Below are 14,580 nucleotides of genomic sequence, written 5' to 3' on the forward strand. Positions count from 1 at the left end.
CAGTTTTTCTGGTATGCTGGAGATAGTGGCCACCTTCCTAAAGGTTTATCTTAAGCTTTTAAGGAAGGTGGCTAAATTTTTTGCCGGCCTAGGATACGGGGAGTTCTTCTAACCGTAACCACCCCTCGGTTGCATCCAGGGTAACCCGGGTTCCTAAAGGTAATGTAAAGTGATGGAGTCCGTGGCCGCAGGGAAAACCGTAAAAGGAGGGGATCCCTAAAGGGCGTAGTAAATCCTCGAGAAGTTCCCTAAACTCCGTAAGATCTCCGCACCCCACACATTCGCCCATGGCGATTCCGGCTGCGGCTTGGAGTTTGCCCGAAAGGAGGAGCTGGGTAAGCAAGCGGTCTATCCGGTACAAGGGCTCCCCTACTTCTTCCCAAAACAGAACGGCTCCTTTCGTATCTACTTCGAAGGGCGTGCCCAGGGTAGCAACTAAGAGGGAAAGGTTACCACCTACAAGCCGCCCGCTTGCTCGGCCGGGAGTAATGGTAAATGCGTGAGCTCCGGGTAGGGGAGATAAGGTATAAGAATGCGGGGGGCCAGTGAGGACGGCCAAAAAGGAAGAGATGGTAAGAGTGCTGGGTTCACCACCCAGTTCCGGATAGATCATGGGGCCGTGGAAAGTGACTAAGCGAGCACGCTGGGTGATGGCTATATGCAAGGCAGTGATGTCGCTATATCCGACAAAGATTTTAGGGTTAGCTTGAAAAAGACCGTAATTTAATTGAGGGAGGAGGCGGAGGCTTCCGTAACCCCCCCGTAAGCAAATTATGGCTTTAACCTCTGGAGAAGTGAACATACTTTCTAACTCTCTTTTCCGTTCCCCGTCAGAGCCGGCTAAGTATTCGTTATCTTTTCTTGAGATAAAAGCATAAATAGACCGGGCCAAAGCTACACGAAACCCCCAACTTTCGAGGCGTTTTATCCCTCGCTCCAGGTAGTCGGGGGAGACCAAAGGACTGGCAGGTGCCACTATACCGATGGTGTCGCCCGGTTTTAAGGCGGGTGGTTTAATTAGAAAGTGAGCAGTTTCTTTCATTTTCTCCTGCTTACTCCTTAAGATTTATTTTCTTTTAGGGTTTCTTGGAATATATATGCATAGTGCGGGCTTAACTTAACTGTTAAGTTGCCTGCGATGCGTATTACAGCTTACTGCTATTTGGTCTGTTTATTTTCAGGGGCTTATGGTGTATACTAGAGATACAGGGTGTTTTTGAAGTTTTTGTAAATTATCTTGACGCCTTTCCTCTGAGGACCTTAGAATGGACATCAGATGGGAAAGGAGGCACCAGTTGGGGGAGGGTATTATGCGGAGGCAGCTTAAGCCCGATAGGGGTCTTCAGGCCAGGATGTTTTTGACCATGTTTTTGCTGGCAGCCCTGTACCTTTTCTTCGGTATGGTTCTATGGCAGGCTGGAGTAGGGTACACGGGTGTGGCCCTTATTGTTGGTTTAATGCTTGTGGCGCAGTATTATTTTTCCGACCAGCTAGTGCTGTGGTCCATGGGTGCAAAAGAAGTTGGCCCCCGGGAAGCACCGGAGCTTCACGCTTTGGTGGAGAGGTTAGCAGCCTTAGCAGATGTACCTAAACCCCGGGTAGCTATTGTGCCCACTCCTTTACCGAACGCATTTGCTACCGGACGCAGTCCTTCCCATGCGGTCGTTGCTGTTACCACGGGTCTGCTTGAACGCCTTAGTCCGCCCGAGCTAGAAGCCGTTTTAGCCCATGAGCTAAGCCATATCCGGCATCGCGATATGGCGGTCATGACTATTGCCAGTTTCTTTGCTACGGTAGCTTCCTTCCTAGTCCAGCAGTTTTATTATTGGGGCTTTTGGGGCTACGGCGGCAGGGAAGATCGGGACAACCGTGGTGGAGCCATGGTAGTATATCTGGTCTCCCTGGTAGTCTGGATTTTAAGCTACTTCCTGATCAATGCCCTCTCTCGCTACCGTGAGTTCGCTGCCGACCGGGGTTCAGCGCTCCTTACGGGTGCTCCGGGGCAACTTGCCTCTGCCCTCCTAAAAATAAGCGGGGTTATGCAGAGGATTCCTACTCAGGACCTGCGCCAAGCTGAAGCCTTGAACGCTTTCTTTATCGTTCCCGCCCTAAGCGGGGAAAGTTTGCTTGAGTTATTCTCTACCCATCCTTCTCTGGAGCGGCGTCTAGCTTACCTGCGTGAGATCGAACGGGAGATGGAGGGGCGCTAGGTGGGTTTTTGGGACGCTCTATTGGGGCGAGCGAAGGTTCCTCCAGCTCAGGATGCCCCTCTTTTTAGCCTTACCACGGCGAGGTTCACTTTAGAGGCAGAGGCAGGGTGGAAGCCAGCAGGAAGGGCGGGCGTGGTTCTTAGACCGGCAGAGGATAGCACTTTTAAAAGTGCTACGGAGGAAGCCGAGGGATTGCTTCGGCTTGCAGCGCAAGAGATGGGCAGCTACGTAGAAGTGCTGAAGGATGAGTACAGCTACCTCTGGTTTGTGTTTAAAGACAAGGATTGGGAAGATCTGATAACTTTGGTGCATATGGCCGCTCAAACCTTGATAGAGCACGGTTTCGGCGACAGGTTACTGGCGGCTGTTTTTAAAATGGAGAAAGAAGGAATTCCACAGACCGTGCTTTACTTAATCTTTAACTATAAGCGGGGAAATTTTTATCCCTTTTTACCTCAACTGGGAAAGAACAAGGAGAGGGATCATGCGGGGGAGATGCGCCTTTTTTCCCTTCTGGAAAAGGAACTCCCTTGGGAGAAGGACTTGAGCCGTTGGTACCCGCTATGGGATAATCCTGTATAAGGGTTATAAATGGAGAACGGAAAACAGAACAGCTTAAGGAGTGAAAAGCATGGGCCTTTTATCCCGCATGTCTACTGTTTTTAAAGCTAAGATAAATAAGTTCCTTGATGCGGTTGAAGACCCCTATGAGACCCTGGAATATTCCTACCAGCGCCAATTAGAGCTTCTGCAGAACGTTAAGCGGAATTTGGCCAATGTGGTGGCCTCTAAGAAACGCCTGGAGCTTCAGGTAGTACGTTTAAAGGAGAATATGGGGAAGTTAGAGAAACAAGCCCGTGAAGCTTTAGAGTTAGGTAGAGAAGATCTTGCCAAGGCAGCTTTAGAGCGTAAGCAGGCTATAGCCAGCCAGATAGAGGGATTAGAAGAGCAGATTAAAGGTCTAGAGCAGGAACAAGAGAAATTGGCTTCTGTGGAAGCCCGCCTCCAGGCCAAGGTAGAGGCCTTCCGGACTAAAAAGGAGGTTATCAAAGCCCAATATTCCGCTGCTCAGGCCCAGGTTAAAATTAGCGAGGCGGTAACCGGCTTATCTGAGGAGCTTGCGGATGTTTCCTTGGCCATCCAGCGGGCGGAAGAAAAAACAGAGAGCATGCGGGCCCGGGCCGCGGCCATAGATGAGTTGGTAGCTAGAGGAGTTCTCGAGGATGCTCTTGAGGCCGGTCAGGATCCCTTAGAAGCGGAGTTGCACCGGGCTTCTATCGCCAATAGGGTGGAGGAAGAGCTGGCCAGGCTCAAGAAGGAGGTAGGGAAAGGGTGATCATCAGGGTCCTTACTGAAGGCCAGTACAAGCTAGAGGGAGAGGCCTTAAATGAGCTTGACCGCCTGGATAATTATCTTTTAGATGCTATAAGCAATAACGATGAAGAAGGGTTCAACAGATACTTTCGGGAAGTTTTAGCTTTAATACGAGGCCACGGCAACAAGGTACCGGATACAGAACTAGTAGAATCCGACCTAATTTTACCAGCACCGGATACTACCCTAAGGGAGGCTAGGGAGCTTTTCGCTAGCTACCCACGAGACCTGCTATAATACTTTAAGATCGATGATGGCGGCAATACGGCCGGTAAAGATATGAAGGTATGGATTACCGGTAGAAGGCGGGTAAAGAACACGGTGAATTCGCCGTAGCGGTTAAACCACTTTTCCGCTGCGGCGAATTTTTTTCATACCGGCGGCTTACATGAAGCCCCCTTCTAAAACAAAGTGCTAAATAAAGAATAAATTCCTGTAGCTATAACCAGCAAAGGGACGCCCTGACGGAAGTATTTTTGGGGGATCCGGGGGAAAAGAAAGATACCAAGATGGCTTCCCAAAAAGGCAAAGGGTAGTAAAATAAAAGCAGTCAAGGCAATATTTAGATTAAGTCCCCCGCAACTAGCTAAAAGAACAAGGCTTACTGGATAGAGGAGAGTGAAATAAGCAGAAGAAGTGGCCCGAAACTTATCTTTAGATAATCCCTGCGTATTCAAAAATAAGATTACTGGTGGTCCTGGGACCCCTATACTAGTAGTTAAGAACCCCGAAAGGCTTCCCACTAGGCGCTGGACCCAGTGGCCTCCCGGACACGGGATCTTAATGTTTTTTTGTAGCAAGAGCAAGGCGAACCCTATAGTTAAAATGCTGATAACGATTTTAAGTTCCTTCACATCAAAATGTAAAAATATGTACAGCCCTAAGGGTAACCCCAGGAGGCTTCCCTGAAACAAGTTTATAAGAAGAGGTTTTATAATCCCCTGACGGACTCTAAAACTTAGAGCCACCTGGGTAGAAAAGGAGATCAGGAGATTTAAAGCTATGGCCATGCGGGCATCAAAGACCAGCAGCAAGAGAGGTACGGCTATCAAAGCAAACCCAAACCCGGTTATACCTTGTAGGGCTCCGGCTATAAAGACGGCCAAGATAGCAGCAAGCCAAGTGAAGAAATTATACATACTTTCTTGCCGCTCCTTACCTTTAAAAGCAGGAAATAGTTAGTGGATAACGAAATATAAAAGTGTATGAAAAGCGGGCATTTTGAGATAGGATCTGCCTACAATTGTTGTTAAAATCATTTTTAGCATATTTTATGAACGCAAAGGTAAAACAGTGCCGGGCTGTTTCTTAAGTATTTTTCGGGTACTCTTAGGGGAGGAAAGCAAAAGTGAGGGATTTCGATAAAACCAGGTCCTGGCATAGACAGCAGCTGGGAGAGACGGTAAAGAAGGCGTTAGAAAAGAGGGGGTTTACAGCCTATTATTTTGATACCGCAGAAGAGGCTAAAAATAAGGTATTGGAGCTCATTCCCTCCGGGGCTAGTATAGGCGTAGGGGGATCGGTAACCCTTCGGGAGATGGGGTTGGTGGAGGAATTAAAAGCAAGGGGATATGAGGTACATGATCACTGGATTCCCGGTATCACCCCAGAAGAAGACTGGGAAATTAGGCGCCGCCAGCTTACCTGCGATGTCTTCTTAACCGGGTGTAACGCCATTACCATGGATGGGCGGCTTCTAAATACTGATTTTACCGGTAACCGGGTGGCAGCTATGATCTTCGGACCCAGGCGTATTATTATGGTAGCGGGTATCAATAAAATTGTTAAAGATATCCAAACCGGTCTAGAACGCATAAAAAATGTGGCTACCCCTCTTAACTCTCACCGCCGTAATTGGGGGAAGGCCTGTGCTAAAGCTGGCTACTGTATCGAATGCAATTTAGAGGATAAATCCTGCCGGGTAACCACTATAATAGAAATGTGCCCTAAGGGTAGCCCAGATTTTTATGTAATCCTTGTGGGGCAAGAGCTGGGGTATTAGGGAGAAGTAAAGCAAATTAGTGAGAAGGGGAGGTGGGCCCTTTGGATGACCAGCTTTTAACTTTTGTCACTGTAGTAGAGAAAAAAAGCTTTTCCCTTGCTGCTAGAGAACTTCATGTAACTCAGCCTGCAGTTACGAGCCAAATACGTAATTTGGAGAAGTACTATGGAGTTAAACTGTTAAACCGTGATACCAAATTTGTCGAAGTTACTCCAGCAGGGAAAGTACTCTACGACTATGCAAAGCAGATTATTACCCTTTATCAACAAGCTCAACTTACACTTAAGGAGCTAGGAGGAATCTTGCGAGGGCGTCTGTGTATCGGTGCTACTTATACCATCGCTGAAATTATTTTACCACATCTTATTGGCCTTTTTAAAACAGACTTTCCTGATGTAGATGTTGTTATAAGTGTAGGTAATAGAGAAGAAGTGTATCGGTGCCTCTTGGAGGGAAAATGTGACCTTATTCTTGTTGCGGGTGATTGTGAAAACAGGAACATTACTTGTGAGAAATGGCTGATTGATAATCTAGTTTTAATAGTAAATCCCGAACATCCTTGGGCTAAAAGGGGGTGCATCAGCCTAACAGAACTTTTTGAGGAAAGATTTATCATGAGGGAAGCTGGTTCCAGCTTACGTCAGTACTGGGAAAAGGCCTTAAAGGATGCGGGTTTAGACCCGGACAAATTAAATGTTTTTATTGAGTTTAGTAGCCATACAGCCATTAAAAAGTGGGTGGAATTGAATTTCGGTGTTTCAGTACTTTCGGAATGGGTAGTAGCCCAAGAAGTAAAGTTTGGTTTGCTTGCTAAAGTTGAGATTAAAGGATTATCCCTTTCCCGTAATATCAATTTAGTTTATCCCAGGTATGGTGCCCATCCGTTAACAAAGGAATTTCTTAAATTTTGCCGCCGAAACAAAGACCGACTTTCTGCTGTGCTGGAGTACTGACTATAAGGTTCCAATATAAACGAATAAAATTAATTAATTGGTAAATGCCGCGGAAGAATGATATAAATTTAATAGAGCCGCTATAAGGATTTAAAATGAAAGGGTGAAAAGGATGGGTGGAGTTAAACTTAAACAGAAACAAAATATGATTATCTTTATTCTTGCATTATTTATAATGTTCTTTATACATTTTTTACCGGCACCTAAGCCTTTAATCCGAGGTGGGGAGGAGATACCCTTAACTTTAGCTGGTAAGACAACCATTGGTATACTCATATTTTGCATTATATTGTGGATGACTGAAGCAATACCTTTTGCAGTTACAGTACTGATAGGCAATATTTTGCTGCCAATGTTTGGTATTTATTCTTTTTCAAAAGTAATACAAACCGGTTTTGGAAACACTCTTACCGCATTTTTTCTAGGCGTATTAACGTTAGGAGCTGCTTTTGTAAACTCTGGGCTGGGCAAAAGATTGACCCTTATTCTTCTAAGCAAAATAGGTACTAAAACCGAACGAGTAATTTTGGGTTTTATACTTGTAGGTACTGCCCTATCTATGTGGATAACTGACGTGGCAGTAGCAGCCATGCTTACACCTTTGGCCATAGCCATTCTCCAAGAAATAAGAGCAGAACCTTTAAAGAGTAATTTTGGAAGGGCATTACTTATTTCATGTGCCTGGGGAGGCTTATTCGGAGGAATTGGTACGCCTGTTGGTTGTGGACCTAATGTATTAGCAATGCAAATGTTACGGGAAATGGCCGGATACAACCTTACCTTTGGCCAATGGATGATGATAGGCGTACCTGCCGCGTTTTTGTTAGGTGTAGTCGGTTGGATTGTGTTAATAAAGGTATTCCCCCCTGAAATTAAACAGTTACCACTTAGCAATGAGAAAATTAAAAAGGAACTTCAAGAGCTAGGCCCACTTACAAATGTCGAAAAGAAAACGTTAACCGTATTTTGTTTAGCGATATTATTATGGCTTATAGGTCCCTTCTTGAAATCATACGATATTTGGGGTGGTTTTCCTTACTCAGATGAGTATATAGCCCTTTTAGCCGGTATTCTATTGTTTTTACCCGGTATTGGAGTACTTAATTGGAAAGAGGCCGAAAGAGAAATTTCGTGGGGCAGTATTGTTTTAATTGTGGGTGGAGTTGCGTTGGGAATGGCTGTCTATGATACTGGTGCCGCTCGTTGGCTGGCATGGGTTTTGCTAGGACCTGTAACCGATCTCCATCCTATATTGAGAATTGGGGTTATTTCACTAGTGGTTGGAATTCTCCATATCTGCTTCTCAAGTAACAGCGTTACTGGCGTGATAATTGTACCTTTGGTGGTAACATTGGCTAAAGACTTGGGAGGTAATCCTTGGATATATGTGGCTCCAGCAGCTTTTACCATGTCATTAGGGTTAATTTTGGTAACCGAGACTCCTACTAATGTTATTCCTTATAGCGCGGGGTACTTTTCCATTAAAGACTTTGCTAAAGCAGGAATCATTATGCAGATAGCCGCTGCTATTTGTATCATGGTGGTAATCTCTATTATCGGAAGTTTAACAGGAATTTATGAGATAAAGTAATTGAATAGGCTTATAAAGAATATTGAATTTACTATTTAATACAGCAGATTTAAAATAATCTTAGAGCTAGAAAGTAGATACAACTTTACAGAAAGGAGATGTAGATCCTCCCATGGCCGCTTCAGCCTGTTCTTCAAGCCACGGAATCGCCCCCTGCAAGGAAGCCTGCCCAGCGGGCATTGATGTACCGAGGTATATCAGGTACATCAAACAAGGTAAGTTCGGCGAAGCCTTAGCAGTAATTCGTGAAAGGATACCCTTCCCGGCCATCTGCGGATACGCTTGTGTTCACCCTTGTGAAGCAAAATGCGCCCGCAATCAATTAGACCAGCCGGTGGCCATCAGGCTGCTAAAGAGAATAGCTGAGGAAGAGGGAGGCAAAGAAGTAAGGGAAGTACGGAGGCCTTCTACTTCCACGGGTAAGAAGGTGGCCATTGTGGGCTCAGGGCCCTGCGGGCTTACCGCAGCTTATTACCTGGCCAAAAAAGGCCATAAGGTGACGGTTTATGAAGCCCAACCCGAGCCCGGCGGAATGATGCGCTACGGTATTCCTGCTTATCGTCTGCCACGGGAAGTGCTGGATAGGGAGATTGCGGAGATAAAGGAAGCTGGTGTGGAGATAAGAACCGGTGAAAAGATAGAAAACTTAAGCGAGCTGAGGACTCTGGGCTATGATGCTATTCTGCTGGCCTGCGGAAGCTGGCAAGGAGCAAAGCTGGGCATTGAAGGGGAAGACCTGCCTAAAGTACGTGAAGGCCTAAGCTTCTTGCGAGAGGTAAATAGCGGGGGCAGACCGCAAATAGGGAAGAAAGTGGGCGTTATAGGTGGAGGTAATACAGCCATAGATGCCGCCCGAACAGCTTTACGTCTAGGGGCCAAAGAAGTCACCATATTATACCGCCGGACAAGAGAAGAGATGCCTGCAAGTCTTGAGGAGATCGAGGGTGCTCTAGAAGAGGGCGTGAAGATAGAATTTTTGGTCGCTCCTGTCAAGATAAAGCAGCAGGAAAGTATTTTAGAGGTAACCTGTACGCGGATGAAATTAGAAGGTAAAGACAAGGACGGGCGTCCACGTCCCGTGCCGGTGCCGGGAAGCGAATTTACGCTAACCTTCGATGATGTAATTGTAGCCATTGGCCAAGTACCAGACATACCGCCTGGATGGGGATTAGAGATAACAGAAGGAAGGCTTTCAGTTAAAGAGGGGGGAGAAATCCCGGGCCTGGAGGGCTTATTTGCTGCAGGTGACGTGGTTACAGGTCCGGCCTCCATTATCGAGGCTATAGCTCAAGGTAGGGAGGTAGCCCGGGCTGTTGACCGCTTCCTGGGTGGTGACGGGAACATAGAGGAAAAACTCCTTCCTTCTGAAACAGAGGAAAGCTCAGAACCCGAACTTAGGAGAGGACTAGAGCGGGTATACGTACCCAGCCTACCTTTAGGCCAGAGGATGACTTCTTTTGCCACTGTGGAACTGGGTTATGACAAGAATGCAGCCATGAAGGAAGCTAAGCGTTGTTTGGCTTGTGACATTAGAACTTACCGGGTAGAAGTTGATGGTCAGGCTTGCAAAGAATGCGGGTATTGTATAGAGGTTTGTAAACTAGGTGTATTTGCTCCTGCGGACTATTTCAACGACCGGGGCTACAAGCCCATGGTGGCGGCTAAGACCGAAAAATGTATAGGCTGTCTGGACTGCTTCTTCATATGCCCGGACTTTGCCATAAATATTCAAAAAGTTGATGGGGGGACCGTATAAATGAAGCGGACCTTAGACACAGGAAACGCGGCCATAACCGAAGGAGCCATTATAGCGGGATGTCGGCTTTTTGCCGGTTATCCTATCACCCCGGCTACCGAGATAGCCGAAAACATGTCCCGGAGGCTTCCCCAGGTAGGAGGGTATTATCTTCAGGCTGAGGACGAACTAGCTGCCCTGCACATATGTGTAGGAGCCTCACTGGGCGGGCTCAAAGCTATGACTGCCACCTCCGGACCCGGTTACATTCTCTATGCTGACCCCTATGGTTGGGCCATAGGTAGCGAAATACCGGTAGTCATAGTCAACGCCCAGCGGGTAGGTCCGGTGAGCGGCATCACCGGTGCACCGGGGCAGGGCGAGTTTTACCTGAGCCGGTATCCTACCCAGGGGGGCAACTTTGAGACCATAGTCCTAGCCCCCAACAGCGTGCAAGAAGCCTTTACTTTAACTGTAGAAGCTTTCTACCTGGCTGAGCGCTTCCGCACCCCGGTAACCCTGCTAGCAGACCAGCTCGTAACCGACGGGTGGGAAACCCTCATTATTCCGGAGACAGAAGAGGAAATTCAAGCCATGGGCCTTAAGGTGATACCCCGGAGGATAAACGAGGGTCCCGAATTTTATCCTGCCACCGATGAGATAGATATCCCGCCTGTCGTTTTGGGACATAACACAGGGGCTGCCTGCTCCGACTGGACGCCTACCGCCGAAGGTTATGATACCGAAGAAGTTGAATGGCAGCATAAACATGCCTACCGTCTCATCTATAAAATTAGAAACCACAAAGATCTCATAACCCGCTATGAATCTTATTTCTTGGAAGACGACCCTGAAGTCATCCTGGTGTCTTATGGGAGCCCTTCCCGGGTAGTAAAGAGCGCGGTCAAAGCAGCCCGGGAGAAGGGTCTAAAGGTAGGGGGATTGCGACTGATTTCCTTATGGCCCTTCCCGGACGAAATATTCACTAAAACTGCCAAATACCTTTCTGTAGAGCTGAACTACGACGGACAGTTGGTGCGCGAAGTGCAACGAGCTATGCCTAAGGGGAGCGAAGTTCATTTCATGGGCAAATGCGGCGAGCTACCTACGGTAGCCGAGCTTATGGAACTTATAGAGGCGCTGATAAAAGGGCAACCCCTTAAAGCCAAACCTTGGGAAATGGAGGCGTGGTAAGATGGATTATCTCGCTACTAAATACTTAAGGCCGAGGAAGATACCCAGCACAGCGTGTAGCGGCTGTGGTTTAGGCCAGATCCATAAGAAAGTGGTAAAAGCTATAGATGAACTGGGTTTGGATGTTGGAGATGTGGTCTGGGGAACGGGTATAGGCTGTGCTGGCCGTCAGACTTTTGCCACCTGGAAAGGGGATAACTTCGCCGGTACGCATGGCCGGGTTTACGCTTTAGCCACTGGATTGAGGATCGCACTACCACCCAACAAAAAGATCATTCTTACCGTAGGGGACGGTGATGCCTTCGGCATCGGCTTTAACCACCTTTTAAATTGCGCCCGCCGGAATGTGGATCTTACGGTTATTGTATGCGACAACCTGGGCTATATGTCCACGGGAGGCCAGTACGGCTGGACCACGCCGGAAGGATACCGGACCGATAGTAGCCCCTACGGGATGTGGGAACCCAACTGGATGCAGGGTGGTCGGGATGTACTAAACATCTTGCGGGAAGCGGGAGCCACCTTCCTCGCAAGGCACACGAGTATTGAGGGCCAAGAGGCAGTAGAAAGCATAAAGAAGGCTATATTAAATAAAGGCTTCTCCTTAGTCCATATGCCCTACCCTTGCGTCACGAATTTTGCCGAAAGGGCCCTGGGCAGCAGAAGGCCTGCGGTTATGTACAAGTGGTTTAAGGAGCGTACCGTTAAGCTTAACGAAAGGGTGGACGAAAAAGCTTTGGGAGATATTTATTTCCGCACGGGTATCTATTATGATGCCAGTAACAGCCGGCCCGAGTTTGCCGAAGCTTTAAGGAACCGGGTGGCCGAAATACAGAGGAGGTTCCGGTAAGATGGCGAAAAGAACAGAAGTACTGGTGAGCGGATTCGGGGGGCAAGGGGTAGTAAGGATAGGCCAAGCTTTAAGCCTGGCAGCTGTATATCAGGGGCTATATACTACTATGCTAATAAGCCACGGTACAGAGACTCGAGGAGGTTATGTGCGTAGTCAAGTCGTAATGTCGGAGGAACCCATCGACAGTCCGGTCGTAGAGAATCCCGATTATTTCTGTGCGCTTTCCAAGGCAGCTTACAATCGTTTTAAGCACCTAGTAAGCCATGGCGTAATAATCTACGACCCGGGCTACGTTGAGCCTGACCCCAATCTTAACGTTAAGCAGATCCCCCTTAATGCCAGAGACCTAGCGGAGAAGGAGCTGGGGCGGGAGCTTTTCGCTAACGCCATTGTGATGGGGGCTTTGAGTAAGCTCATGTCAGGTCTGCTGGATAAGGATATAGTTATAAAAGCCATGCTGGAGCGGATCCCGCGGTTCCATGAAGAAAACAAAAAAGCCTTTGAGCTAGGATATAGCCTACTCTAAAAGGGGAAATGGGCAGCCATGAAGTTATACGAATATGAAGGAAAGGAGCTATTCCGGCGGGGAGGCATCCCTATTCCCCGGGGGAGGGTAGCAAGTACGGCCGAAGAAGCTTATTCAATAGCAGCCGAGATAGGGAAAGAAGTGGTTGTAAAGTCCCAGATATTGCAAGGCGGCCGAGGTAAAGCCGGGGGTATAAAATTTGCCAGTTCTCCCGAAGAGGCGAAAGCCCGGGCTGGAGAGCTATTGGGCCAGAAACTTAAGACAGAAGAGATAAAAAAAGTGTTGATAGAAGAGAAGCTAGACATCGCCGAAGAATGGTATCTTTCCTTTACAGTAGATCCTGCGGCGGGCGGTCCACTCCTTATGGTTAGCCGGTCTGGAGGAGTAGATGTAGAGGAGATAGCCCTTAAATCGCCCGAAAGAATTGTCACCGAGAAGATCAACATTTTTTACGGTCTTATGCCTTTCCAGGCCCGCCGCGCCGCCTTCGCTTTAGGACTGGAAGGGAATAAGGTAAGCGAATTAGCCTCCCTCATGCTAAAGCTTTACCGTGTATTTAGACAGTACGATGCCGAATTGGTAGAAGTTAATCCTTTAGTTGTCACCTCGGAAGGAGAATTCATAGCTGCTGACGCCAAGGTAATCATCTACGACAATGCTCTTTATCGTCAAAAGGAGTTTGTGAAAGGTCCGGAGAGGTTTGAAGACGAAAGGGAGTACCGGGCTTCCCAATACGGACTAAGCTATGTAAAGCTGGACGGCAACATAGGGGTTCTTTGTACCGGAGCAGGGCTTACCATGACTACCCTAGATCTTATCACCTATTACGGTGGGCGACCGGCCAATTTCCTAGAATTTGGTGGGGCAACCTATAAGAATTCTTATTATGCCCTGGAAATAGTCTTAAGTGACCCTGATGTGAAAGTAGTGCTCATTAACACCTTTGGATTGGTGGCCCGGGCGGACGTTATAAGCGAAGGACTGGCCCAAGCCATTGAGGAACTAAAGCCCAAAGTTCCTATAGTAGCTTCCATAAGGGGTACAGGAGAAGAAGAAGCACGCAAAATTTTAGAGAGCCGTGTAGGGTTAAAACTTTTCCCCAACGTAGAGACGGCAGTTCAAGAAGCTGTCCGCTTGGCAGGAGCCTCCTAGGATGTGTTTGAGGTTAATAGAGGGGACTGGAGGGTAACATCCTATGGCTATATTGCTCACCAAAGACACCAAAGTATTGGTCCAGGGAATTACAGGAAATGAAGGAACTTTTTGGACCAAACACATGCTGGATGCGGGTACAAGAATTGTGGCAGGCGTTACCCCGGGTAAAGGCGGAAAACAGGTACACGGTGTACCAGTTTACAATACAGTATTGGAGGCTGTAAAAAAACACGGAGCAGAAGCTTCTGTAGTGTTTGTTCCTCCGGCCTTTGCTAAGGATGCCGTGTTTGAAGCCCTTGATGCCGGGATAAAGCTGGTAGTACTCTTAGCTGACGGCGTGCCCTTGCACGATGCCATGGAAATAAGGGCATTGAGCCGCCAACTTGGGGCGACGGTACTAGGTCCCAATACGCCGGGTATGGCCAGTATAGGCCAAGCCATGTTGGGGTTTATCCCGGTATGGCTTACGGATGTATACCGTGTTGGGCCGGTCGGAGTAGTGGCCAGGAGCGGTAGCCTTACCAACGAAGTATGCTCCCACATTGTAGCTGCGGGATTGGGCCAGAGCACTTTTGTGGGATTGGGAGGAGACCCGGTGCCGGGGACACGGCTAACTGAAGTTATGAGACTTTTCGAGTCCGACCCGGCTACGGAGGCACTGGTAATAATAGGAGAAGTAGGGGGAACTATGGAGGAAGAGGCTGCCGAAATGATAGAAAAAGGGGAGTTTACCAAGCCGGTAGTGTGCTTCATTACCGGCCGCTCTGCGCCACCGGGTAAAAAGATGGGTCATGCTGGGGCCATTATTACCATGGGTAAGGGCACGGTCAAAGGGAAGGAAGAAGCTCTCAAGAAAGCCGGTGCTATGATAGCCACTAGGCCTGCCGAGGTGGGTAAACTTCTCAAAGAGGCTTTACGTTGTTAAGCTTTCTAAATCCACACAGGGTGGCCCCAAAAGTGGGGACCGCCCTTTCTTTTTGGTGCCCT

The 14,580-nt window shown here is 47.9% G+C and carries 15 protein-coding genes; 13 read left to right on the forward strand and 2 right to left on the reverse strand.

Annotated features, from left to right (window positions below; all coding sequences use genetic code 11):
* Nucleotides 1–88: 88 nt before the first annotated feature.
* The gene (locus tag L5656_RS05125) at nt 89–1,042 is read right to left on the reverse strand and encodes a S66 peptidase family protein (RefSeq protein ID WP_297199993.1); all 954 of its coding nucleotides are present in this window, start codon (nt 1,040–1,042) and stop codon (nt 89–91) included.
* A 268-nt stretch (nt 1,043–1,310) separates the two neighbouring features.
* Here L5656_RS05125 and htpX point away from each other — a divergent pair, with 268 nt between their 5' ends.
* Genes htpX through pspAA form a run of 4 tightly spaced genes read left to right on the forward strand, consistent with a single transcriptional unit; the run spans nt 1,311 to nt 3,821 of the window.
* Nucleotides 1,311–2,210 carry a zinc metalloprotease HtpX gene (gene htpX, locus L5656_RS05130; protein ID WP_297199996.1) on the forward strand — a complete coding sequence of 300 codons (900 nt, stop codon included), beginning with the start codon at nt 1,311–1,313 and terminating at the stop codon, nt 2,208–2,210.
* On the forward strand, nt 2,211–2,792 hold the full coding sequence (gene pspAB, locus L5656_RS05135) for a PspA-associated protein PspAB (RefSeq protein ID WP_297199999.1): 582 nt from the start codon (nt 2,211–2,213) through the stop codon (nt 2,790–2,792).
* Nucleotides 2,793–2,841: 49 nt separating this feature from the next.
* Entirely contained in the window at nt 2,842–3,546 is a 705-nt protein-coding gene (locus tag L5656_RS05140; RefSeq protein WP_297200003.1) for a PspA/IM30 family protein, read from the forward strand.
* On the forward strand, nt 3,543–3,821 hold the full coding sequence (gene pspAA / locus L5656_RS05145; RefSeq protein WP_297200006.1) for a PspA-associated protein PspAA: 279 nt from the start codon (nt 3,543–3,545) through the stop codon (nt 3,819–3,821). Before L5656_RS05140 ends, pspAA begins: the two co-directional genes overlap by 4 nt.
* 164 nt (nt 3,822–3,985) lie before the next feature.
* Here the strand turns inward: pspAA and L5656_RS05150 are convergent, their stop codons facing one another.
* The gene (locus L5656_RS05150; RefSeq protein WP_297200009.1) at nt 3,986–4,723 is read right to left on the reverse strand and encodes a sulfite exporter TauE/SafE family protein; all 738 of its coding nucleotides are present in this window, start codon (nt 4,721–4,723) and stop codon (nt 3,986–3,988) included.
* Nucleotides 4,724–4,932: 209 nt separating this feature from the next.
* On the opposite strand from L5656_RS05150, the gene L5656_RS05155 reads away from it, so the two are divergent.
* The 9 genes from L5656_RS05155 (at nt 4,933) to sucD (ending at nt 14,518) form a co-directional block, all read left to right on the forward strand.
* Nucleotides 4,933–5,586, forward strand: a complete 654-nt coding sequence (locus L5656_RS05155) for a lactate utilization protein (RefSeq protein WP_297200011.1) — start codon at nt 4,933–4,935, stop codon at nt 5,584–5,586.
* A gap of 41 nt (nt 5,587–5,627) precedes the next feature.
* Nucleotides 5,628–6,539: a LysR family transcriptional regulator gene (locus L5656_RS05160; protein WP_297200014.1), complete on the forward strand. Its 912-nt coding sequence runs from the start codon at nt 5,628–5,630 to the stop codon at nt 6,537–6,539.
* A gap of 112 nt (nt 6,540–6,651) precedes the next feature.
* Nucleotides 6,652–8,130, forward strand: coding sequence for an SLC13 family permease (locus L5656_RS05165; RefSeq protein WP_297200017.1), 1,479 nt, complete (start codon nt 6,652–6,654; stop codon nt 8,128–8,130).
* 112 nt (nt 8,131–8,242) lie between these two features.
* Nucleotides 8,243–9,886, forward strand: coding sequence for an FAD-dependent oxidoreductase (locus L5656_RS05170; RefSeq protein WP_297200019.1), 1,644 nt, complete (start codon nt 8,243–8,245; stop codon nt 9,884–9,886).
* The gene (locus L5656_RS05175) at nt 9,887–11,059 is read left to right on the forward strand and encodes a 2-oxoglutarate ferredoxin oxidoreductase subunit alpha (RefSeq protein ID WP_297200022.1); all 1,173 of its coding nucleotides are present in this window, start codon (nt 9,887–9,889) and stop codon (nt 11,057–11,059) included.
* 1 nt (nt 11,060) lies between these two features.
* Nucleotides 11,061–11,909 (forward strand): thiamine pyrophosphate-dependent enzyme, encoded by an 849-nt coding sequence (locus L5656_RS05180; RefSeq protein WP_297200025.1) that lies wholly within the window; start codon nt 11,061–11,063, stop codon nt 11,907–11,909.
* Nucleotide 11,910: 1 nt separating this feature from the next.
* Entirely contained in the window at nt 11,911–12,438 is a 528-nt protein-coding gene (locus L5656_RS05185; RefSeq protein ID WP_297200028.1) for a 2-oxoacid:acceptor oxidoreductase family protein, read from the forward strand.
* Between the two features lie 18 nt (nt 12,439–12,456).
* On the forward strand, nt 12,457–13,590 hold the full coding sequence (sucC, locus tag L5656_RS05190; protein WP_297200029.1) for an ADP-forming succinate--CoA ligase subunit beta: 1,134 nt from the start codon (nt 12,457–12,459) through the stop codon (nt 13,588–13,590).
* Nucleotides 13,591–13,633: 43 nt separating this feature from the next.
* Nucleotides 13,634–14,518, forward strand: coding sequence for a succinate--CoA ligase subunit alpha (sucD, locus tag L5656_RS05195; RefSeq protein ID WP_297200032.1), 885 nt, complete (start codon nt 13,634–13,636; stop codon nt 14,516–14,518).
* Nucleotides 14,519–14,580 lie beyond the last annotated feature (62 nt).

Source organism: Thermanaeromonas sp. (assembly GCF_021890735.1).
Taxonomy (GTDB): Bacteria; Bacillota; DSM-521; order Neomoorellales; family Neomoorellaceae; genus Thermanaeromonas.